General features: G+C 70.9%; 18 protein-coding genes. 6 read left to right on the top strand and 12 right to left on the bottom strand.

All coding sequences use genetic code 11. The features are described 5' to 3' along the window. The first annotated feature begins 89 nt into the window (after positions 1-89). A complete protein-coding gene (locus AB0N07_RS26925; protein ID WP_365839291.1) occupies positions 90-1,322 on the top strand; it encodes a hypothetical protein in 1,233 nt (410 codons plus the stop codon). 84 nt (positions 1,323-1,406) lie between these two features. Here AB0N07_RS26925 and hflX read toward each other — a convergent pair whose 3' ends face one another. The 6 genes from hflX to miaA all read right to left on the bottom strand — a co-directional run bounded on the left by hflX (position 1,407) and on the right by miaA (position 9,716). Further along, positions 1,407-2,900 carry a GTPase HflX gene (hflX, locus tag AB0N07_RS26920; protein WP_365839289.1) on the bottom strand — a complete coding sequence of 498 codons (1,494 nt, stop codon included), beginning with the start codon at positions 2,898-2,900 and terminating at the stop codon, positions 1,407-1,409. Between the two features lie 147 nt (positions 2,901-3,047). Next, positions 3,048-4,589: a M1 family metallopeptidase gene (locus tag AB0N07_RS26915; RefSeq protein WP_365839287.1), complete on the bottom strand. Its 1,542-nt coding sequence runs from the start codon at positions 4,587-4,589 to the stop codon at positions 3,048-3,050. Between the two features lie 116 nt (positions 4,590-4,705). Further along, positions 4,706-6,829: an HD domain-containing protein gene (locus tag AB0N07_RS26910; RefSeq protein ID WP_365839285.1), complete on the bottom strand. Its 2,124-nt coding sequence runs from the start codon at positions 6,827-6,829 to the stop codon at positions 4,706-4,708. Positions 6,830-7,127: 298 nt separating this feature from the next. Then, entirely contained in the window at positions 7,128-8,027 is a 900-nt protein-coding gene (gene dapF, locus AB0N07_RS26905; RefSeq protein ID WP_365839283.1) for a diaminopimelate epimerase, read from the bottom strand. A 138-nt stretch (positions 8,028-8,165) separates the two neighbouring features. Next, the gene (locus tag AB0N07_RS26900) at positions 8,166-8,669 is read right to left on the bottom strand and encodes a hypothetical protein (protein WP_365839302.1); all 504 of its coding nucleotides are present in this window, start codon (positions 8,667-8,669) and stop codon (positions 8,166-8,168) included. Positions 8,670-8,777: 108 nt separating this feature from the next. After that, positions 8,778-9,716: a tRNA (adenosine(37)-N6)-dimethylallyltransferase MiaA gene (miaA, locus tag AB0N07_RS26895; RefSeq protein WP_365839281.1), complete on the bottom strand. Its 939-nt coding sequence runs from the start codon at positions 9,714-9,716 to the stop codon at positions 8,778-8,780. A 182-nt stretch (positions 9,717-9,898) separates the two neighbouring features. Between miaA and AB0N07_RS26890 the strand changes: the two genes are divergently transcribed. Both AB0N07_RS26890 and AB0N07_RS26885 read left to right on the top strand, forming a co-directional pair. Continuing rightward, positions 9,899-10,186 carry a hypothetical protein gene (locus tag AB0N07_RS26890; protein WP_365839279.1) on the top strand — a complete coding sequence of 96 codons (288 nt, stop codon included), beginning with the start codon at positions 9,899-9,901 and terminating at the stop codon, positions 10,184-10,186. Between the two features lie 61 nt (positions 10,187-10,247). Further along, positions 10,248-10,517, top strand: coding sequence for an antitoxin (locus AB0N07_RS26885; protein WP_365839277.1), 270 nt, complete (start codon positions 10,248-10,250; stop codon positions 10,515-10,517). A 71-nt stretch (positions 10,518-10,588) separates the two neighbouring features. Here the strand turns inward: AB0N07_RS26885 and AB0N07_RS26880 are convergent, their stop codons facing one another. The 4 genes from AB0N07_RS26880 to AB0N07_RS26865 are packed head-to-tail and all read right to left on the bottom strand — an operon-like array spanning position 10,589 to position 14,557. Then, positions 10,589-11,326: a class III extradiol dioxygenase subunit B-like domain-containing protein gene (locus AB0N07_RS26880; protein ID WP_365839275.1), complete on the bottom strand. Its 738-nt coding sequence runs from the start codon at positions 11,324-11,326 to the stop codon at positions 10,589-10,591. A 54-nt stretch (positions 11,327-11,380) separates the two neighbouring features. Continuing rightward, complete coding sequence (gene miaB, locus AB0N07_RS26875; protein WP_365839273.1) at positions 11,381-12,898, bottom strand: tRNA (N6-isopentenyl adenosine(37)-C2)-methylthiotransferase MiaB; 1,518 nt, start codon at positions 12,896-12,898, stop codon at positions 11,381-11,383. 58 nt (positions 12,899-12,956) lie between these two features. Then, positions 12,957-13,610 (bottom strand): response regulator transcription factor, encoded by a 654-nt coding sequence (locus AB0N07_RS26870; protein ID WP_365839271.1) that lies wholly within the window; start codon positions 13,608-13,610, stop codon positions 12,957-12,959. After that, positions 13,610-14,557 (bottom strand): sensor histidine kinase, encoded by a 948-nt coding sequence (locus AB0N07_RS26865; protein ID WP_365839269.1) that lies wholly within the window; start codon positions 14,555-14,557, stop codon positions 13,610-13,612. The genes AB0N07_RS26870 and AB0N07_RS26865 overlap by 1 nt, the downstream gene beginning before the upstream one ends. 182 nt (positions 14,558-14,739) lie before the next feature. Here AB0N07_RS26865 and AB0N07_RS26860 point away from each other — a divergent pair, with 182 nt between their 5' ends. Together AB0N07_RS26860 and AB0N07_RS26855 are read left to right on the top strand one after the other, a co-directional pair. Next, positions 14,740-15,225 (top strand): TrkA C-terminal domain-containing protein, encoded by a 486-nt coding sequence (locus tag AB0N07_RS26860; protein WP_365839267.1) that lies wholly within the window; start codon positions 14,740-14,742, stop codon positions 15,223-15,225. Between the two features lie 4 nt (positions 15,226-15,229). Next, the gene (locus AB0N07_RS26855; protein WP_365839265.1) at positions 15,230-16,450 is read left to right on the top strand and encodes a cation:proton antiporter; all 1,221 of its coding nucleotides are present in this window, start codon (positions 15,230-15,232) and stop codon (positions 16,448-16,450) included. A gap of 641 nt (positions 16,451-17,091) precedes the next feature. Here AB0N07_RS26855 and AB0N07_RS26850 read toward each other — a convergent pair. Next, positions 17,092-17,496, bottom strand: a complete 405-nt coding sequence (locus tag AB0N07_RS26850) for a MazG nucleotide pyrophosphohydrolase domain-containing protein (protein ID WP_365839263.1) — start codon at positions 17,494-17,496, stop codon at positions 17,092-17,094. 112 nt (positions 17,497-17,608) lie between these two features. Here AB0N07_RS26850 and AB0N07_RS26845 point away from each other — a divergent pair, with 112 nt between their 5' ends. After that, on the top strand, positions 17,609-18,610 hold the full coding sequence (locus AB0N07_RS26845) for a TAXI family TRAP transporter solute-binding subunit (RefSeq protein ID WP_365839261.1): 1,002 nt from the start codon (positions 17,609-17,611) through the stop codon (positions 18,608-18,610). Positions 18,611-18,619: 9 nt separating this feature from the next. Here AB0N07_RS26845 and AB0N07_RS26840 read toward each other — a convergent pair whose 3' ends face one another. Next, positions 18,620-20,023, bottom strand: a complete 1,404-nt coding sequence (locus AB0N07_RS26840; RefSeq protein WP_365839259.1) for a HAMP domain-containing sensor histidine kinase — start codon at positions 20,021-20,023, stop codon at positions 18,620-18,622. Between the last annotated feature and the right edge of the window lie 9 nt (positions 20,024-20,032).

The raw sequence follows: 20,032 nt of genomic DNA, 5'->3' as shown, positions 1-20,032 counted from the left end.
CGTGAAGGCACGTGGGATCACCAGCTTCGAGCGTGGGTTCACGGCCGCAGCACCCGATTCGTTCAGTTCATCCCAGGGGGAGTCAGCGCATGCGATCCATAAGGCCGTCCGTCACCGTTCGCCGGGAGAGGGGTGCCCGCCGCAGAACCTCCCCCGTTCTGGCCGCCGTTGCCCTCGCATCGGCACTGGCGCTCACCGCCACCGCCTGCAACTCGGGCAGCGACAGGGCCGACGGTCAGGCCTCTGCCTCCGCGAGCGACACGGGCAGCAGCGGCGACGGCAAGATCAAGATCCCGGACGACATCAAGAACAAGCTCAAAGAGCACGGGTTCGACATCGACAAGTGGAAGCACGGCGCCTGGAAGAACTGGAACAAGGACCAGTGGCTGCGCGAGGCCGACGAGTTCATCAACCCGATCATCAAGGGCCTGTGGAACCCGGACCGGATGCGGAAGGCCAACGACCCGGACAAGGGCGTCAACGAGAACGACCTCTCCGGTGACCAGGGCGTGACCGACCCCACGCCGGCGCCCGTGGACGCGAAGGCCGTGGCACCTACGTATCACGCCAACGCGGCGGCGTCCGGGAAGGTGTTCTTCGACTCCCCCGAGGGCACGATGGTCTGCTCGGCGACGGTCGTGGAGGACCCGGCCCATCCCGGCAAGTCGAACCTCGTGTGGACGGCGGGCCACTGCGTGCATGCCGGCAAGAAGGGCGGCTGGTACCGCAACATCGCGTTCGTGCCGTCGTACAACAACGCGGGCAGGTCGGCAGCCCAGCTGCAGAACGCCACCAGGGAGGAGGCCGCTCCGTACGGCGTCTGGTGGGGCGACTGGGCGCAGACCTCTCAGCAGTGGATCGAGAAGGGCGGCGAGACGGGCGGTGACGGTGCCTCGTACGACTACGCCGTCATCCATGTGACGCCGGAGAAGGGCGGCAACGGCAAGTCGCTTGAGGAGACGGTCGGTTCGGCGCTGCCTGTCGACTTCAACGCTCCGGCGGTGCCGAAGGTTTCCAGCATCACCGCGACCGGTTACCCGGCAGCCCCGCCGTTCGACGGCCAGAAGATGTTCCAGTGCACCGACAGGCCGGGACGGCTGTCGATCAACGCCTCGGACCCGACGATGTACCGCATCGGCTGCACCATGACGGGCGGTTCGTCGGGCGGCGGCTGGGTCGCGACGGGCTCGGACGGCAAGCCGGCGCTGGTGTCCAACACCTCGATCGGCCCGGTGACTTCGGGCTGGCTGGCCGGACCGCGGCTGGGTGCTGTGGCCAAGGGTGTGTACGACTCGGTGAGCAAGAAGTTCGCCGGTCAGTAGACCTGTTCGTGCTGAAAGGCCCGCCTCCTCGGTGAGGGGGCGGGCCTTTGGCGATCTCGATTCTGCGGTGACTCGGCTTGCGGCTCAGACCGCCGGCGCCGGGACGTACGGCGCGAGGTCCGCCGCCAGCTCCTCGTGCACCCGCACCTTGAGCAGCGTGCCCTCCGGGGTGTGCTCCTCGGAGATCACCTCGCCCTCGTCGTGCGCGCGAGCGACCAGCTTGCCGTGGGTGTACGGCACCAGCACCTCGATCTCGACGGACGGCCTGGGCAGCTCGTTGTCGATGAGCGCGAGCAGCTCCTGGATGCCCTTGCCGGTGCGCGCCGAGACGGCGATGGAGCGCTTCTCGATCCGCATGAGCCGCTGAAGGGTCAGCGGGTCCGCCGTGTCCGCCTTGTTGATCACGACGATCTCGGGTACGTCGGTGGCGCCGACGTCCCTGATCACCTCGCGCACCGCGGCCAGCTGCTCCTCCGGCGCCGGGTGCGAGCCGTCGACCACGTGCAGGATCAGGTCGGACTCGCCGACCTCCTCCATGGTGGAGCGGAACGCCTCGACGAGGTGGTGCGGCAGGTGCCGGACAAAGCCGACCGTGTCGGCCAGCGTGTAGAGGCGGCCGCTCGGGGTCTCCGCCCGGCGGACGGTCGGGTCCAGGGTCGCGAACAGGGCGTTCTCGACCAGGACGCCGGCTCCGGTCAGACGGTTGAGCAGGGAGGACTTGCCGGCGTTGGTGTAGCCCGCGATGGCGACGGACGGCACCTTGTTGCGCTTGCGCTCCTGGCGCTTGATCTCGCGGCCGGTCTTCATCTCCGCGATCTCCCGGCGCATCTTCGCCATCTTCTCGCGGATCCGTCGCCGGTCCGTCTCGATCTTGGTCTCACCGGGACCACGGGTGGCGAGGCCGCCGCCCTTGCCGCCGCCCATCTGCCGGGACAGCGACTGACCCCAGCCGCGCAGCCTCGGCAGCATGTACTGCATCTGCGCGAGCGCGACCTGCGCCTTGCCCTCTCGGGACTTGGCGTGCTGGGCGAAGATGTCGAGGATCAGGGCCGTACGGTCGATGACCTTGACCTTGACGACGTCTTCGAGGTGGATGAGCTGGCCCGGGCTGAGCTCACCGTCGCAGATGACGGTGTCCGCGCCCGTTTCGAGAACGATGTCCCGCAGCTCATAGGCCTTGCCGGAGCCGATGTAGGTGGCCGCGTCGGGCTTGTCGCGGCGCTGGATCACGCCGTCGAGCACGAGCGCGCCCGCGGTCTCCGCGAGGGCGGCGAGCTCCGCGAGGGAGTTCTCCGAGTCCTGCACGGTCCCCGTGGTCCACACGCCGACGAGCACGACACGCTCCAGACGGAGCTGGCGGTACTCGACCTCGGTGACGTCCTCGAGCTCGGTGGAGAGGCCGGCCACACGGCGCAGAGCCGCGCGCTCGGTACGCTCGAACTGGTCGCCGTCCCGCTCTCCGTCGATCTCGTGGCTCCAGGCGACGTCCTCTTCCATCAGGGCATCGGCCCGAAGCCGCTCGGGGTAGGTGTGCGCGAGGCGCTCAGTGTCCTGGGAAGGGGATGAAGAGGAGGTCATTGGATCCTTAACGTCGATGGGGATTCCGGTACGGCGATCGCGAGAGCGGTCACTGTGGACAACGTACGAGTGCCCCGGGAGATTCCCGCGACCCGTGCCGCGCCGACCCGAAGATGGTCGCACGGCACGGCCCGTCCGGTCATCGCCTTATTTCGCGGATTTCACAGCCTGCGCGCCGGGTGCCGCCGGCTTCCAGTCCGGGTGACCGGGCATCGGCGGGGTCTTCTTGCCGTACAGCCAGCCTTCGAAGAAGCCGCTCAGGTCGCGCCCGGAGATCCGGGAGGCAAGCCGTTCGAAGTCGGCTGTGGTGGCCGTACCGTCACGGTGGAGGCTCGCCCAGGACCTCTCCAGGCGCTCGAAGGCGGGGCGGCCGATCTCCTGGCGCAGGGCATAGAGCGCGAGCGCGGCGCCGTCGTAGACGTTCGGCCGGAAGATGCTGATCTTCTGGCCGGGGTCGGGCGCCTTGGGCGCGGCCGGCGGTCCACCGGCGGCGCGCCAGCCGTCGGAGGCGGCGTATGCGGCCTTCATGCGCGTCTCCATGGGCTTGTGTCCCACCTCCTCCGCGTACAACGCCTCGTACCACGTGGCGTGCCCTTCGTTGAGCCACAGGTCGGACCAGGTCTGCGGGCTGACGCTGTCGCCGAACCACTGGTGGGACAGCTCGTGCACCATGATCGACTCGACGTACCACTTGGGGTAGGTGTGGCCGGTGAAGAGCTCGCTCTCGAAGAGAGAGAGCGTCTGCGTCTCGAGTTCGAAGCCGGTGGACGCCTGTGCCATGAGCAGGCCGTAGGTCTCGAAGGGGTAGTGGCCGACCTTGCTCTCCATCCAGGCGATCTGGTCGGGGGTCTTGGCGAGCCACGGTTCGAGTTCTTTGACGTCCTTGGTGGGCACGACGTCGCGCATGGGCAGGTGGTGCGGGCCGGTGCGGTGCAGCACGGTGGAGCGGCCGATGGACACCTGGGTGAGCTCGGTGGCCATGGGGTGCCGGGTGCGATACGTCCAGGTGGTCGACTTGGGGCCGCGCTCCACACCGGTCGGCAGGCCGTTGGCCACGGCTGTGTAGTCGTTGGGGGCGGTGATCCGGATGGTGAACAGCGCCTTGTCGGAGGGGTGGTCGTTGCAGGGGAACACCAGGTGCGCGGCATCGGCCTGGTTGGCCATGGCGAGCCCGTCCTCGGTGCGCACCCAGCCGCCGTCCTGGTCCTTGGCGGCCACGGGGTCGCTGGTGTGCCGCACGGTGATCCGCGTCCAGGCGCCCCGGGGCAGCGGCCTTGCGGGCGTGACGACGAGGTCCGCACCCGCGCTGGTGAACGTGGCCGGCTCACCGTTGACCTGGACCGATTCGACCCTGCCGTGTGTGAAGTCGAGGTTCAGCCGGTCCAGGTCCGCGGTCGTCGAGGCGTTGATCGTGGTGACGGCCTGGAGGGGTTTGCTGTTGGTGCCGGGATAGGTGAACGAGAGGTCGTACGACTGCACGTCGTACCCGGGGTTGCCGAGGTCCGGGTAGAGGCGGTCGCCGATGCCCAGGGGAGTCGGGGGCGAGCTCGCGGCCAGGAGGCAGACGGAGACGGCGGAGGCGAGCAGTGCGGTCGCCTTCAGGCGGCCGGGAGGGCGGCGGAACCGAGCCGCGGTGCCGGGACGCGGGCCGTGCGGTCGTGGGGCCTGGGAGCGCGGGGTGAGCAGCATGGATCACGGCTATCAGCGCGCGCGTGCCGGACGGCGACGACTCGCGTTCGGCCCACCCGAATGGGTAGGTCGGGTGCAGGTGTGCGGCTCCGGCGCCGTGGCGCACGGCCCGGCGCTCACCCGCCCGGCGTCTGCGCCCGGCTCACGTCGTAGACCCCCGGCACATTGCGCATCGCCCGCATCAGGGCGGGCAGGTGGGCCGCGTCCGGAAGTTGGAGGGTGTACGTGTGGCGGACGCGCTGCTGGGTGGGAGGTTCGATCGTCGCGGACACGATCTCGGCCCCTTCGAGTGCCATGGCCTCGGTCAGGTCCGCCAGCAGATGGGGGCGGACGAACGATTCGGCGAGCAGCGTGACCCGGCACTCGGTGGTGTCCCCCCAGCGCACGTCGACCTCCGCGCGCCCCGCGCTCTTCATGCGCTCCACACCGGCGCACTCGACACGGTGGACGGTGACCACACCGCCGCGCACGGCGAAGCCGGTGACCTCGTCGGGCGGTACGGGCGTGCAGCAGCCGGCGAGGCGTACGGTCGCACCGGGCTGGTCGACCGTGATGTCGGCGGTGGTGGGACGTGAGGTGAGCCCCTCCGCGGCGGGCCGGAGAGCGACCGAGGGCTCCTCGTCGGTCTCCTGCGCTGCTCCCTGCGCCTCCTCGTGCGTCGGGTGGGCCGCGAGCCACCGCTGGATGGCGATCCGGGCGGCAGGCGTGTGGGCGTGCTCCAGCCACTCCCTGGAGGGCTCGGAGGCCGGGTCCTGGCCCATGAGGAGCTGCACGGTGTCGCCGTCCCGCAGGACGGTGCTCAGCGTCGCCAGGCGGCCGTTGACGCGGGCGCCGATGCACGCGTGCGCGTCCTCGCCGTACTGGGCGTACGCGGCGTCCACGCAGGTGGCACCCTCGGGCAGCCCGATGGTGCCGCCGTCGGGCCGGAAGACGGTGATCTCACGGTCCTGAGCCAGGTCCTCGCGGAGGGTGGACCAGAACGTGTCCGGGTCGGGCGCGGCCTCCTGCCAGTCGAGGAGGCGGGAGAGCCAGCCCGGGCGGGTGGGGTCGACGCGCTCGCCGTCGGCCGGAGCGTGCTCCTCCGGGGGCGGGGCATAGGGATTGCCGAGCGCGACGACGCCGGCCTCGGCGACCTTGTGCATCTGGTGGGTGCGGATGAGGACTTCGGCGACCTGACCGTCCGCGCGGGCGACCGCGGTGTGCAGGGACTGGTACAGGTTGAACTTGGGGACGGCGATGAAGTCCTTGAACTCCGAGACCACGGGCGTCATACAGGTGTGCAGTTCGCCGAGGACGCCGTAGCAGTCCGCGTCCTCGTTCACCAGCACCAGCAGGCGGCCGAAGTCGCAGCCGCGCAGCTGGCCGCGCTTGCGGGCGACGCGGTGGACGGAGACGAAGTGCCGCGGCCGGATGACGACTTCGGCCGGGATGTCGGCCTCGCGCAGCACACCTCGTACCTCGTCGGCGATCTCGGCGAGCGGGTCGTCGGCGCGGGAGGCGTTGTCGACGATCAACTCCCGTGTGTGCTCGTACTCTTCGGGATGGAGAATCGCGAAGACCAGGTCCTCCAGCTCGGTCTTCAGCGCCTGGACGCCGAGCCGCTCGGCGAGCGGGATGAGCACGTCGCGGGTGACCTTGGCGATGCGGGCCTGTTTCTCGGGGCGCATGACACCGAGCGTGCGCATGTTGTGCAGCCGGTCCGCGAGTTTGATCGACATCACACGGACGTCGCTGCCGGTGGCGACGAGCATCTTGCGGAAGGTCTCGGGTTCGGCGGCGGCGCCGTAGTCGACCTTCTCCAGTTTCGTGACGCCGTCGACGAGATAGCGGACCTCGGAACCGAACTCCTCGCCGACCTGATCGAGGGTCACGTCCGTGTCCTCGACGGTGTCGTGGAGCAGAGAGGCCGTCAAGGTCGTGGTCTCCGCGCCGAGTTCGGCGAGGATCAGCGTCACCGCGAGCGGGTGCGTGATGTACGGCTCGCCGCTCTTGCGCATCTGGCCGCGGTGCGAGGACTCGGCCAGCACGTAGGCCCGGCGCAGGGGTTCGAGGTCGGCGCTCGGGTAGTGGGCGCGGTGGGCGTCGACGACATGGCTGATGGCACTGGGCAGCCGGTCACGGGTGGCGGGGCCGAGCAGGGCGGCACGGCCGAGGCGGCGCAGGTCGATCCGCGCCCGCCAGCGCGCCGCCGGGCCTGTTACCGGACCTGGGGTCGCGGGATTCGTCGCCTCCGCACTCATGGGCACCTCCGGCTGCATGGACCGGCGGACGGGGTGCCCCATGGCGGACACGGCTCAGGGGATGGCAACGGTCCCCCGTCCGGGCCGGTGCTTGATGCTACCGAGCCCATCACGTGCGGCTGACCGCCTCTCGCCGAGCGTGAAACGGATCACCCATTCGAGCGAAGGTCTGCAGGTTTACGGTTTCGAGCCACGCGAAACAGAGCCGCCTGTGATTTCGAACGCGTGGTCGTCACCCTGGAACAACTCCCATGCACCACCCGGCATACAGGCCTCGGATTCCAAGCCGCCATCCTGTTCAGCGAACGAATGTTTCCAGCCACTCGGAGTCGATCTCACCCTCGGCGACGATCACTGCGGGGCCGGTCATCTCGATCTCGCCGTCGGGTTGTTCGGTGATGACCAGGGTCCCGCCGGGCACGTCGACGGTGTACGTCACCGGGCTCCCGGTGACGGCCGGGTCGGCGCCGTCCCGGCGGGCGGCGGCCACGGCGACAGCGCACGCGCCCGTGCCGCACGAGCGGGTCTCGCCGGCGCCGCGCTCGTGCACGCGCAGCGCGACGTGCCGGGGGCCGCGGTCGACCACGAACTCCACGTTCACGCCGTCCGGGTATGCGGAGGCCGGGCTGAACGGCGGCGGCGCGTACAGGTTTCCGGCGTGCGCGAGGTCGTCGACGAACGCGACTGCGTGCGGGTTGCCCATGTTCACGTTCCGTGCGGGCCAGCTGCGCTCGCCGACGGTCACCGTGACGTCCCCTTCGGGGAGGCGCGCCCTGCCCATGCCGACGGTGATGTCGCCCGCGGCGGAGCCGCTGTTGGATGCAGCCTTTGCGATGTGCACGCTCTTCACGCCTCCGCGCGTGGCCACCGCGAGGTCGCCCTCGGCGACGTACCCGGCGCGCTGGAGGTAGTACGCGAAGACCCGCACGCCGTTGCCGCACATCTCCGCGATCGAGCCGTCGCCGTTGCGGTAGTCCATGAACCACTCGGCCTCGGCCGCCATGTGGTGCGCCTCGGGGTGAGCGGCGGAGCGCACCACGTGCAGCAGGCCGTCACCGCCGATGCCCGCGCGGCGGTCGCACAGGGCGGCGACGGCGGTCGGGGGGAGGTCGATGGAGTTCTCGGGGTCCGGCACGATCACGAAGTCGTTCTCCGTGCCGTGGCCCTTGAGGAAGGCGATCCGCGTGCGCGTGCTCATTCCTCGATCGTAAGGGACCACTGCGCTGGGGATGACGGACGGAGAGGGCGGTGGGTCCGTGCGAGCCTGTGGGGGCTGGTCGCGCCCACGCGGCGGAGCCGCATATCGACACAGCCCAGCGCCCCTACCAGGGGCGCTTCAGCGGAGCCTTGCCACGCGCCACACGGCGAGCACTACCACCGCCGCGACCACCACCACGTACGCCAGGACCACCCGCCAGTCCGGTCTGCGGCCGGAGCCGCGCGGCGGCAGGCCCGGGCCCGTGTAACCCACCCGGCGGGCGGCCATCATGCCCCAGCCGGCTGCGCAGGAGCAGATCAGCAGCCCCAGCATGGCGATCACGGCCCCGCTGTCGCCGAAGTCGAAGGCGAGCGGGAAGGCGAACATCAGGGAGCCGACCGCGGCAAGGGCGACGATGGGGGCGAGCTGCCAGATACGCAGGCGGCGCTGCGGGCGCAGTTCGACCTCGACCTCGGGGCCGCCGGCGAACATCTCGTCCGGCTCGGGGCCGTCGGCTGTCACTCCGCCCTGCGTGTCGTCGGGCCCGTCTGGGCTCAGACGGTTCTCGTCCTGCTCCGATTCACCGCTCTCGACGGTGAGGGGCTCGGTGCCTTGTGCAGTGTCGCGAGGGCCGGCCTCCATCGCCACGCGCCCTCCCAACTAGGACTCCACTTGGTCGATCGAAGCTCGATGATGGCACGGCACCGGATGCCGGAACGGCGGCCGGAGCGTCCCGATGCCATGACGTGATCAGGCTGTAACCGGTCGTTCGACCAACGCCAGTGCGCGCTGCGGAAGTTCTGTGAGATCCGCCGCAGCCCCGCTCAGCCAGTGCACGCGGGGGTCGCGCCGGAACCAGGAATCCTGCCGGCGCGCGAAGCGTTTGGTGGCGCGCACGGTCTCGGCCCGCGCCTCCTCCTCGGTGCACTCCCCGGCCAGCGCCGCGAGCACCTGCTGATAGCCGAGCGCGCGAGCAGCCGTACGGCCCTCACGCAGGCCCTGCGCCTCCAGCGCACGCACCTCGTCCACGAGCCCGGCCTCCCACATCCGGTCGACCCGGCGGGCGATGCGCTCGTCGAGTTCGGGGCGGGCCACGTCGACGCCGATCTGGACGGTGTCGTAGACCGAGTCATGGCCGGGCAGGTTGGCGGTGAAGGGCTGACCGGTGATCTCGATCACTTCGAGGGCACGGACGATGCGGCGGCCGTTGCTGGGCAGGATCGCCTGTGCCGCTTCGGGGTCCGCGGCGGCGAGTCTGGCGTGCAGCGCACCGGAGCCACGCAGCGCGAGCTCCTCCTCCAGCCGGGCCCTGACCTCGGGGTCGGTGCCGGGGAACTCCAGATTGTCGACAGCCCCGCGCACGTACAGGCCGGAGCCACCGACCAGGATCGGCCAGCGGCCTCCCGCGAGCAGGCCGTCGATCTTGGCGCGGGCGAGCTTCTGGTACTCGGCGACCGACGCCGTGACCGTCACGTCCCAGATGTCGAGCAGGTGGTGCGGAATGCCGCCGCGCTCCTCGGGCGTCAGTTTGGCGGTGCCGATGTCCATCCCACGGTAGAGCTGCATGGAGTCGGCGTTGACGACCTCGCCTCCGAGCTGTCGGGCGAGGAAAACGCCCAGATCGGACTTTCCGGCCGCGGTCGGTCCGACGACGGCGATGACTCGGGGGGCGGGGGGTGCGCTGCTCACCGCACCAGTCTCGCAAACCCCGAGGGCACTCCTCGAACGAGTTACGTGACGGCACGGATGCCGGGTCGTTGCCCGTTGCGAGGCTCTCGCCGCCGGTTTCGGGGGGCGGCGACCCGGGCGGCGCAAACGGACGCACCGGACGACGCGGGATTTCACCCGCACAAGTAACGTATGGAGTTGATATGGGCGTTTTCGCACGACTTCTGCGGAGGTCGAAGGCTACGGAGGAGGCGTCAACCGCCGAGGCTCAGGCCGACACACCGACGGCCGAGCCCGCGACGGAGGAGCCGGCAGAGGCGCAGGCGTCGGTCGAGGCGAAGGCGTCGGCCGGGGCCGAGGAGCTGACCGAGGGCGAACCGGAGGCGACGGAGGCTGCCGAGTCCGCCTCCGGTGAGGCCGTCGAGATCCCCAAGCAGCAGTCCGCCGAGGAGGCGGCCGACCGGGACGCCGGCGAGGACGCCCGCACGTAACCGCCCCTGCCCGAGTGAGCCGCAGGGACGTGCCGAGCCCGGGAACGACGGAAGGTGGACCATGGGTCTGCTGAACAACCTGAAGGCCAGGCTCAACCCGGCCATGGACAAGGTCTCCGGCCTCGCGCAGCAGCACGGGGACAAGATCACGCATGGTCTCGACAAGGCCGCGAAGGTCGTCGACGAGAAGACCAGTGGCAGGTACAGCGACAAGATCCACACCGGGACGGGCAAGGCCAAGGGCGCCATGGACCGACTCGCGCACAAGGACGACCCCGGGGCAGGCGGTGGCACGACCGCACCGCCCGACTCCACGCCGCCTGCTTCCTGAACGGCACGGCACACCGACGGACGGCCGCGGGGCCCGAGGGCTCCCGGCCGTCCGCCGTTCATCCCGCGCCGCTACGACCAGGTGGCGACCAGGTAGCCCACTCCGTACGGCGCGTCCTCGTACAGCAGCGTGCCCGCGAGGTCCGTGCCCTCGGCCGCGCCCGCGAGGACCTGCCAAGGGGCTCGGCCCGATGCCTTCAGCTCGGACGCCAGCTCGGTGTCCAGCGCCTTGAGGGCCGCCACGTCCGCCGCTCCCAGCGCACGCGCGACCTCCGCGTCGAAGGGCGCCGCGCGCTCGTCGAGGTAACCGGGGGCCTTGAGCGTGCGGCAGGCGCTGGCGTCACCCATGACCAGCAGCGCCACCCGCTCGGGCCCGGCGGCGATTTCCCTTCCGACGTGAATACACCGCTCGGCCGCCAGAGGTTCCCCCACACCGAGTCCCTCGATCGGGGTGTCGGACCAGCCGGTGCGCTGCAGCAGCCACGCGGCCACCGCCAGCGAGGGCGGAAGCGACCGCTCCGAGGCCGCCGGGGCCGGGACTTCGGCCCCGGCATGCCCGGCCAGGCCGAGCCGTACGTCCACGTCGACGCCGAAACCGCGGAAGGAACCCGGCGCACCCTCGGGATACGTGCCCCGGCCGCTCGGCTCCGCGGGACCGACGACGACGAGCCGGTCGGGACAGGCGGCCGCGAGCACACCGACGGCGTCCGTACACGCGGCACGCGCGACGTCCATCTCGGCGGCGGCACCCGCGGCGACCTCGGGCACGAGCAGCGGCGGGCACGGGCAGACTGCGGCGACGACAAGCATGATCGGCAGGGTAGCCCCGCCGCCCGGCGGCGGACACCGCGCCGAGCGCAGCGGTCAGTCGCAGCCGCAGCCGCTCCCCGTCGCGACCGGCAGCGGCTCGGGCACACCGATCTTCGGCAGACCCAGCAGGACGCCGGCAGGCTTTGCCGCCTCGGCCGCGTTGCGCTTCTCCCAGGCATCGCCCGCACGCGTGCGGCGCACGTCGAGGACGGCTCCTTCGGCGAGGAGGTGGTGCGGGGCGGCGTACGTTATCTCGACCGTCACCACGTCGCCGGGTCGCACCTCCTGCTCGGGCTTGGTGAAGTGGACCAGGCGGTTGTCGGGGGCGCGGCCGGAGAGGCGGTGGGTGGCGCCGTCCTTGCGGCCCTCGCCCTCGGCGACCATCAGCTCCAGGGTGCGGCCGACCTGCTTCTTGTTCTCCTCCCAGGAGATCTCCTCCTGGAGGGCGACGAGACGCTCGTAACGCGCCTGCACGACCTCCTTCGGGATCTGGTTCTCCATGGTCGCGGCCGGGGTGCCGGGGCGCTTGGAGTACTGGAAGGTGAAGGCCTGCGCGAACCGCGCCTCACGGACGACGTGCAGGGTCTGCTCGAAGTCCTCCTCCGTCTCGCCGGGGAAGCCCACGATGATGTCGGTGGTGATCGCGGCGTGCGGTATGGCGGCCCGTACCTTCTCGATGATCCCGAGGTAGCGGTCCTGCCGGTAGGAGCGGCGCATCGCCTTCAGGACCGTGTCCGAGCCGGACTGCAGTGGCATGTGCAGCTGCGGCATCACATTGGGGGTCTCGGCCATCGCCGCGATCACGTCGTCGGTGAAGTCGCGCGGGTGCGGGGAGGTGAAGCGGACACGCTCCAGGCCCTCGATCCGTCCGCAGGCGCGCAGCAGCTTGCTGAAGGCCTCGCGGTCGCCGATGTCGGAGCCGTACGCGTTGACGTTCTGTCCGAGCAGGGTGATCTCGGAGACGCCTTCGGCGACCAGGGCCTCGATCTCGGCGAGGATGTCGCCGGTGCGGCGGTCCTTCTCCTTGCCGCGCAGGGCCGGGACGATGCAGAAGGTGCAGGTGTTGTTGCAGCCGACGGAGATCGACACCCACGCCGCGTACGCGCTCTCGCGGCGCGTCGGCAGGGTGGAGGGGAACGCCTCCAGGGACTCGGCGATCTCGACCTGGGCCTCTTCCTGCACGCGCGCGCGTTCCAGCAGCACCGGGAGCTTGCCGATGTTGTGCGTGCCGAAGACGACGTCCACCCAGGGCGCCTTCTTCACGATGGTGTCCTGGTCCTTCTGCGCGAGACAGCCGCCGACCGCGATCTGCATCCCGGGCCGCGAGGCCTTCTTCGGCGCGAGGCGGCCGAGGTTGCCGTACAGCCGGTTGTCGGCGTTCTCGCGGACCGCGCAGGTGTTGAAGACCACGACGTCGGCGTCGCCGTCGGAGCCCTCGGGCGCACGCACGTACCCGGCCTCTTCGAGCAGCCCGGACAATCGCTCGGAATCGTGGACGTTCATCTGGCACCCGTAGGTGCGGACTTCGTAGGTCTTCACGCCCACTGCCTGGCTCCGGTCGATGCTGCTCATGTGACAAGGGTAGGCGGTGCCGGAAGTGCCTCCTGCCCGCCTGTGGACAACCGGGGGCTCAGGGCTCGATGAGGCCCGCGCGGATCGCGTAGCGGGTGAGTTCCAGGCGATCGCGCATGCCCAGCTTGTGCAGCAGGTTGGCGCGGTGGCGCTCGACCGTCTTCGTGCTGATGAAGAGCAGTTCGCCGATCTCCTTCGAGGTGTGGCCCTCGGCGACCAGTTTGAGGATCTCCTCCTCGCGCTCGGTGACCGGCCGCGCGGGCAGATCGTCGCCCCGGTGCAGGCGGTCCAGGTAGGAGCGGACGAGGGCCCGTTCCGCGCCCGGGTACACGAACGGCTCGTCGCGCACCGCCGCCCGGCAGGCCCCGACCAGGTCGCGGTCGGCGGCGGACTTGAGGACGTAGCCGCTGGCTCCGGCCTTGAGCGCCTCGAAGAAGTACTGCTCGTTGTCGTACATGGTGAGCATGAGGATGCGCAGGCCGGGCAGGCGGCGGGAGAGTTCGCGGGCCGCCTGGAGGCCCGTCATACGGGGCATGGCGATGTCCAGGACGGCCAGGTCGACGTCACGCGCGCGTGCCAGCTCGACCGCCTCCGCCCCGTCCCCGGCCTCGGCGACCACGGTCAGATCGGGCTCGCCGTCCAGGATGAGCCGCACGCCCTGGCGTACGAGCGCATGGTCGTCGGCGAGCAGGACGCGCGCGGGGGATGCCATCAGCGGCCTCCCGCGCTGACGGGAACCCGCAGGCGCACGTCGGTGCCGTCCTGGGGGCCGGGTTCGAGTGAAAGGTCGGCTGCTATGAGCAGCGCGCGTTCGCGCATGCCGCGGATTCCGGCGCCCTCCGGGGCCGTACCGAGGCCCTTGCCGTTGTCGCGTACGAGCAGTTCGACACCGTCCGCGACCGGCCGGAGGCGGACCTCGGCACGGTCGGCGTCGGCGTGCCGGGCCGTGTTGGTGAGTCCTTCCTGGGCCACGCGGTAGACCACCAGCTCCGACTCCTGGGTCAACGGAGGCAGGTCGCCGGTGATGTGGTGGCGCACCGTCAGCCCGTGGGTGGTGAACTCGGCGGCGAGTGAGCGCAGGGCGCTGACCAGGCCGAGTTCCTCCAGAACACCGGGGCGCAGCCGACGGGCGATACGGCGGATCTCATCCAGACCCGCCCTGGTCGCCTCCTGCGCCTGGCCCACCTCCCTGCGCAGTTCCTCGGGAGCGCGGTCGGCGACGCGCTTGAGCTGGAGGAGGACGGCGGTCAGCGTCTGGCCCACCTCGTCGTGGAGCTCGCGGGCGATGCGCTGCCGCTCGCGCTCCTGCGCGGACAGGGCACGGGCCGCTCCGGCCGCGCGTTCGCTCTCCAGCCGGTCGAGCATCGTGTTGTACGTCGTGATCAGCTCGGTCGCCTCCGCCGGACCGGCGACGACCGCGCGGGCGCCGGGACGCAGGAGGTCCGCGGTGGCCATGGCCCGGCCGAGCCGCCGCAGCGGAGCAAGTCCGAGACGCAGCACGATCGCGTTCCCTGCCAGGAGTGCGGTCAGGCCCACGACGACGACCAGCGCCTCGGTCGGCAGGACGGGCGTCGACACGGTGACCGGGCCCAGCAACAGGGCGGCGGCCGCGATCAGACCCGCGGCGTTGAGGGAGAAGATCCGCCAGAACAGTGACACGGTCCTCCCTGGTTCCGCAGGCGCTCCCGATGTGGCTCCGGCCAGCCTCGCCGTCCGTCCGCGACCGCGTATATCCGTGACGTCACCCATGTCGCCACCGTACGGGCGGCTGGCAGCATGCGAAGCGGCCGGGGTTGATCACCGGCAGACCACGACCATGCCGCCAGGACAAGGGGAGAAACGTGTCTGCGCCACGACTGAGGGCGACGCCGCTGCCGGGCATCGGGGTCCAGTACGACCTGGTGACCCGCGACCAGCGCCATCTGTCGGTGGTGGCGCACCGCGACGGCGCGCGCACGGTGAATGTGTACCGGGCCGACGACCCCGACTCCTGTGCCCAGTCGCTGCGGCTGTCCGGCTCCGAGGCGGGCGCGCTGATCGACGCGTTGAAGCCGTCCCACCACAGCGCGAGCCTGCTCTACGCCTCCGACCTGGGGCTGGTGGCCGAGCGGATCGAGCTGGTCGCGGCCTCGCGCTGGAACGGGCGGGTGCTGGGTGACACGCGGATGCGGACCGAGACGGGCGCGTCGGTGGTGGCGGTGCTGCGCCGGGCCGAGGCGATTCCGTCGCCGGCGCCGGACTTCCGGCTGGCGGGCGGTGACATCGTGATCGTCGTCGGCACGCGCGAGGGCGTCGACGCCGCCGCGGCGATACTCGGGCGGGAGTGAACCGGTGCACTCCGCCGTGTTGTTGATCGAGTTCGGTTCCATTCTGCTCGGCCTCGGCCTGCTCGGCCGGGCCGCCGCCCGCATTCAGCTCTCCCCCATTCCGCTGTACCTGCTGGCCGGCCTGGCCTTCGGCGAGGGCGGGCTGCTGCCGCTGGGGGCGAGCGAGGAGTTCGTCGCCATCGGCGCCGAGATCGGCGTCATCCTGCTGCTGTTGATGCTGGGCCTGGAGTACACGGCCGGTGACCTGGTCACCAACCTGAAGGCGCACTATCCGTCGGGCGTGGTCGACTGTGCGCTCAACGCCGTGCCGGGCGCGGTTGCGGCGCTGCTGCTCGGCTGGGGGCCGGTGGCCGCTGTCGTACTGGCCGGTGTCACCTGGATCTCGTCGTCCGGTGTCATCGCGAAGGTGCTCGGCGACCTGGGCCGGGTCGGCAACCGGGAGACTCCGGTGATCCTCAGCGTGCTCGTGCTGGAGGACCTGGCCATGGCGGTGTACCTGCCCATCGTTACCGCGCTGGTGGCCGGGGCCGGGCTGCTGGCCGGGAGCGTGACGCTGGCGGTCGCGCTGGGGGCCGCCGGGCTGGTCCTGTTCGTGGCCGTGCGCTACGGGCGCGTCATCTCACGGTTCGTCTCCAGTGACGACCCCGAGAAACTGCTGCTTGTCGTGCTGGGCCTGACGATCCTGGTCGCGGGCGTCGCGCAGCAGCTCCAGGTGTCGGCGGCCGTCGGTGCCTTCCTGGTGGGTATCGCGCTGTCCGGGGAGGTCGCGGAGGGCGCCCATACCCTGCTGAGACCGTTGCGCGATCTGTTCGCCGCGGTGTTCTTCGTGTTCTTCGGGCTGCACACCGACCCGGCGAGCATCCCGCCCGTCCTGCTGCCCGCCCTCGCGCTGGCCCTGCTCACCGCGGCGACGAAGATCGCCACCGGCTACTGGGCGGCGCGCCGGGCCGGGATCTCCGTCAAGGGCCGCTGGCGCGCGGGCGGTGCCCTGGTGGCGCGCGGCGAGTTCTCGATCGTCATCGCCGGACTGGCGGTGAGCGCCGGCATCGAGCCGTCCCTGGGCCCGCTGGCCACGGCGTACGTCCTCATCCTCGTCGTCCTCGGCCCCCTCACCGCCCGCTACACCGAGCCTCTGGCACAGCGCCTGAGCGAGCGGCGGAACGCCCGTACGGATTCCTCGGAGTCGGCAAGGGCGGGCGTGTCGGTGGGCGAACGACGGCCCTGAACGCGGCGCTGACGCAGGGCTCACGCACCGTCGTGGATCGATCGGCCGGTCAACGGCTGACGACCCGTCGACCGGTCGCTGCGGCGCACGTCGGACACCCATGGGGGCGACCGACGGCCTCCCAGCAGGCCGCCGCACCAGCCACTCGCCATCAAGGACCGATCGGTCCTTTGGACGGCTGACGACCCGTCGACGGGCGCAAACGGGAGCACACGCGCCACGGGCCACCTCGGTGCGACCGACGGCCTCACCGACAGGCCGCCGCACAACCCACCCGCCGCCGGGGACCGATCCGCCGCTACACAGCTGACGCCCCGTCGACCAGCGCTGCGGGAGCGACCGAACGTCGGAGACACATGGACGCGACCGACGGTCTCACCGACAGGCCGCCCCACAACTCACCCGCCGCCGGGGACCGATCCGCCGGTGGACAGCGGACAGCCCGGTCGACGGGCCTTTGGCGGGAAGCACGCACCTCAGCTCCCCCCCGGGGGCGGCCGACGGCCTCACCGACAGGCCGCCGCAAGGCTCATGGACCGCCGCTCGTCCATCGGCCGCCGGATGGCGGATGGCGGATGGCGGGCTGAGGACGCCGGATGGCAGACGGCAGACAGGGCCTTCGGCGGTGCCGCCGCAAGGCCTCATATGCCGTCGGGCGCCCAACCCTGTCGGCGCAGTACCGCCGACACGTCCGGGGCCTCGTAGTGGTTGCCCTTGAGGACCTTGCCGTCGGCGCGGCGGGTGACCAGGCCGTCGGGGCCCAGCTTGGTCATGTTGGATCGGTGGATCTCGGCGATCACCGCGTCGAGGTCGATGCCGTGGACGAGGGCGGTGCCGTAGGCCACGTAGACGACGTCGGCCAGCTCGTGGGCGAGCTTGTCCAGCGGGCCCGTGACCGAGACCTCGGCGACCTCCGCGGCCTCCTCCGCGAGCAGTTCTCCGCGGTGGGCGGCCAGCGAGGGCGGGACCTCGGTGGGCCTACTGCGGGCGTCGAGCCCGACGGCGAGGTGGAATTGGCGAACCAGGTCGGCGGGCGATGAGCTCATACGGCGACTGTATCGACCGCCACTGACAACGCCCGTTCGTGATCCCGTTGTGACCCCTGCCCCGGTCAGCAGCCCTGGTCAGCACCGCGTTCCTGCTGGCAGGATCCCTGGCATGTCCAAGATGTTCCCCCGGATCGGCAGCCGCCGGGCCCTGCAGGGCGCAGCTGCCGGCTTCGTCGCCTTCGGGTTGCTGCTGTGGTGGCTGCTGCCTCTGGGCGAAGCCCCTCCGAGCGGAACGATCACGATCAGCACGGGAACGCAGGCCGGGGTCTACCACCAGTACGGGAAGCTGCTGCGCACCGCGCTCGACAAGGACATGCCGGACCTGAAGGTGAAGCTGCTGACCAGCGACGGCTCCCAGGAGAACGTCAAGCGGGTGGCCACCGGCAAGGCCGACTTCACCATCGCCGCGGCCGACGCGGTCGAGACCTACGAGCTCGGCGGCCACAACCCCGGCGCCGACCAGCTGCGGGGCGTCGCCCGCCTGTACGACGACTATGTGCAGCTCGTCGTCCCGCGCGACTCACGCATCACGTCCGTCGCTGGCCTCAGGGGCAAGCGGGTGGCCATAGGACCGCCCAGCTCGGGTGTACGGCTGATCGCCGACCGGGTGCTCAAGGCGGCCGGCATCGACGCGGCGAAGGACATCACGCCGTTCGCCGACGGCATCGACACCGGTCCGGACGGACTGAAGCAGGGCAAGATCGATGCGTTCTTCTGGTCCGGTGGGCTGCCCACGGAGGGACTGCAGAAGCTCGCCGACACCTTCACCTTCCGGTTCGTGCCGATCACACCCGACCTCGTCGCCGAACTGCACGAGCAGGACCGTGCCACCCGCTACTACCGCGCCACGAACATGCCGGAGTCGGCCTACCCCAGCATCCAGGGAGGGTTCGCCGTGCCTACCCTGGCCGTGGCCAACCTGCTGATGACGCGCAAGGACATGGACCCCCGGCTCACCGAGTGGATGACCCGCACCGTGATCAGGAGCCGGGACGGCATCGGCACGCAGGTCCACTCCGCGCAACTCGTCGACCTGCGCACCGCGATCTACACCGACCCGCTGGCCCTGCACGAGGGCGCCCGGCGCTACTACCGCTCGGTCAAGCCGTAGGCTCCGCCGTCAGACCGCAGGGCGGTTCCTCGGCACGGCCACCGTCACCGTGAGCCCGTGCGGCTCGTGACGGCCGTACGAGATCGAGCCGCCGCCCGCGGCGAGCAGCGTGCGCGAGATGGACAGGCCGAGACCGGAGCCCTTGATGTTCTGGTGGCGGCTGCTGCGCCAGAAGCGGTCCCCGACGCGGGCGAGTTCCTCGTCGGTCAGGCCAGGGCCGTTGTCGGTGACCACGACCGTCGAGGTGTCGCCGTCGGCCGCGACCGTGACCTCGACGCACTCGTCCTTCGGCGTGAACTTGACCGCGTTGTCGATCACCGCGTCCAGCGCGCTGGAGAGCGTGACCGGGTCGGCCCAGGCGGTGGTCGGCGGGCAGTTCCCCACCAGCCGTACCCCCTTGGCCTCGGCGGTCGGCGTCCAGGCCGCGACGCGCTCGGCGGTCAGCGCGCCGATGTCGGTGATCCGCAGGTCGGCCTCTGCGTGCTCGGCCAGGGCCAGGTCGAGCAGGTCGTCGAGGACCTCCGCGAGGCGCTTGCCCTCGGTGCGGACCGATGCGATCTCCTCGTTGTCCTCCGGCAGTTCGAGAGCGAGCAGTTCGATGCGCAGCAGCAGCGCCGCAAGGGGGTTGCGCAGCTGGTGCGAGGCGTCCGCGACGAAGGCGCGCTGCTGCTCCAGCACCTCCTCGACGTTGTCCGCCATCTCGTTGAACGAGTGGGCCAGGCGCCGGAGTTCCGGAGGACCGCCGGCAGCCGCCACCCGGGACTTCAGACGGCCGCTCGCGATCGCGTGAGTGGTGGCGTCCAGCACCCGTACCGGCCTGAGCACCCAGCCGGTCAGCCTCAGCGCGGCGCCGACGGCCAGCAGCATCGCGGCGATCTCACCCACACCGATGACCAGCCAGCCGTGCAGGATCCGCGAACGCAGCGCCCCGGTGGGCGAGTCGGTGACCACGACCGCCACGACATCGCCGTCCCGGATGACCGGTGAGGCGACGACCAGACGGTTGCGCTGCCAGGGCCACACCTGCTTGGGGTCGTGGCTGCGGCGGCTGAGCAGGGCCTCGGCGAAGGCGTCGCGCACCTCGCCCTGGTCGGGCAGGAAGAAGGTCTGCGGCGCCTGAGCCATGGGGATGTCGGTACGGCAGAACACCCCGGCCCGGATGCCGTAGACGCCGTAGTAGCTGGCGAGTTCACTGCGCAGCGTCTCCAGCCGCTCGTCCGTGGACGTGCGCGTGGAACTGCAGGCGTCGGTGACGAACTGGGCGAGGGACGCGAAGCGCGCCGTGTCGTCGATCCGGTCGACGACGACCTTCTGCTGCTGGGCGGAGGCCACGCTCACGGCGAGCGGGATGCCGAGCGCGAGCAGCACGGCCGCCATCAGGACGATCAGCAGCGGAAGAAGACGAGTACGCACCCGTGCACG

Origin of the sequence: Streptomyces sp. NPDC051172, assembly GCF_040682555.1 — a bacterium.
GTDB lineage: Bacteria > Actinomycetota > Actinomycetes > Streptomycetales > Streptomycetaceae > Streptomyces.
This window is presented reverse-complemented; position numbering and strand designations above follow the sequence as displayed.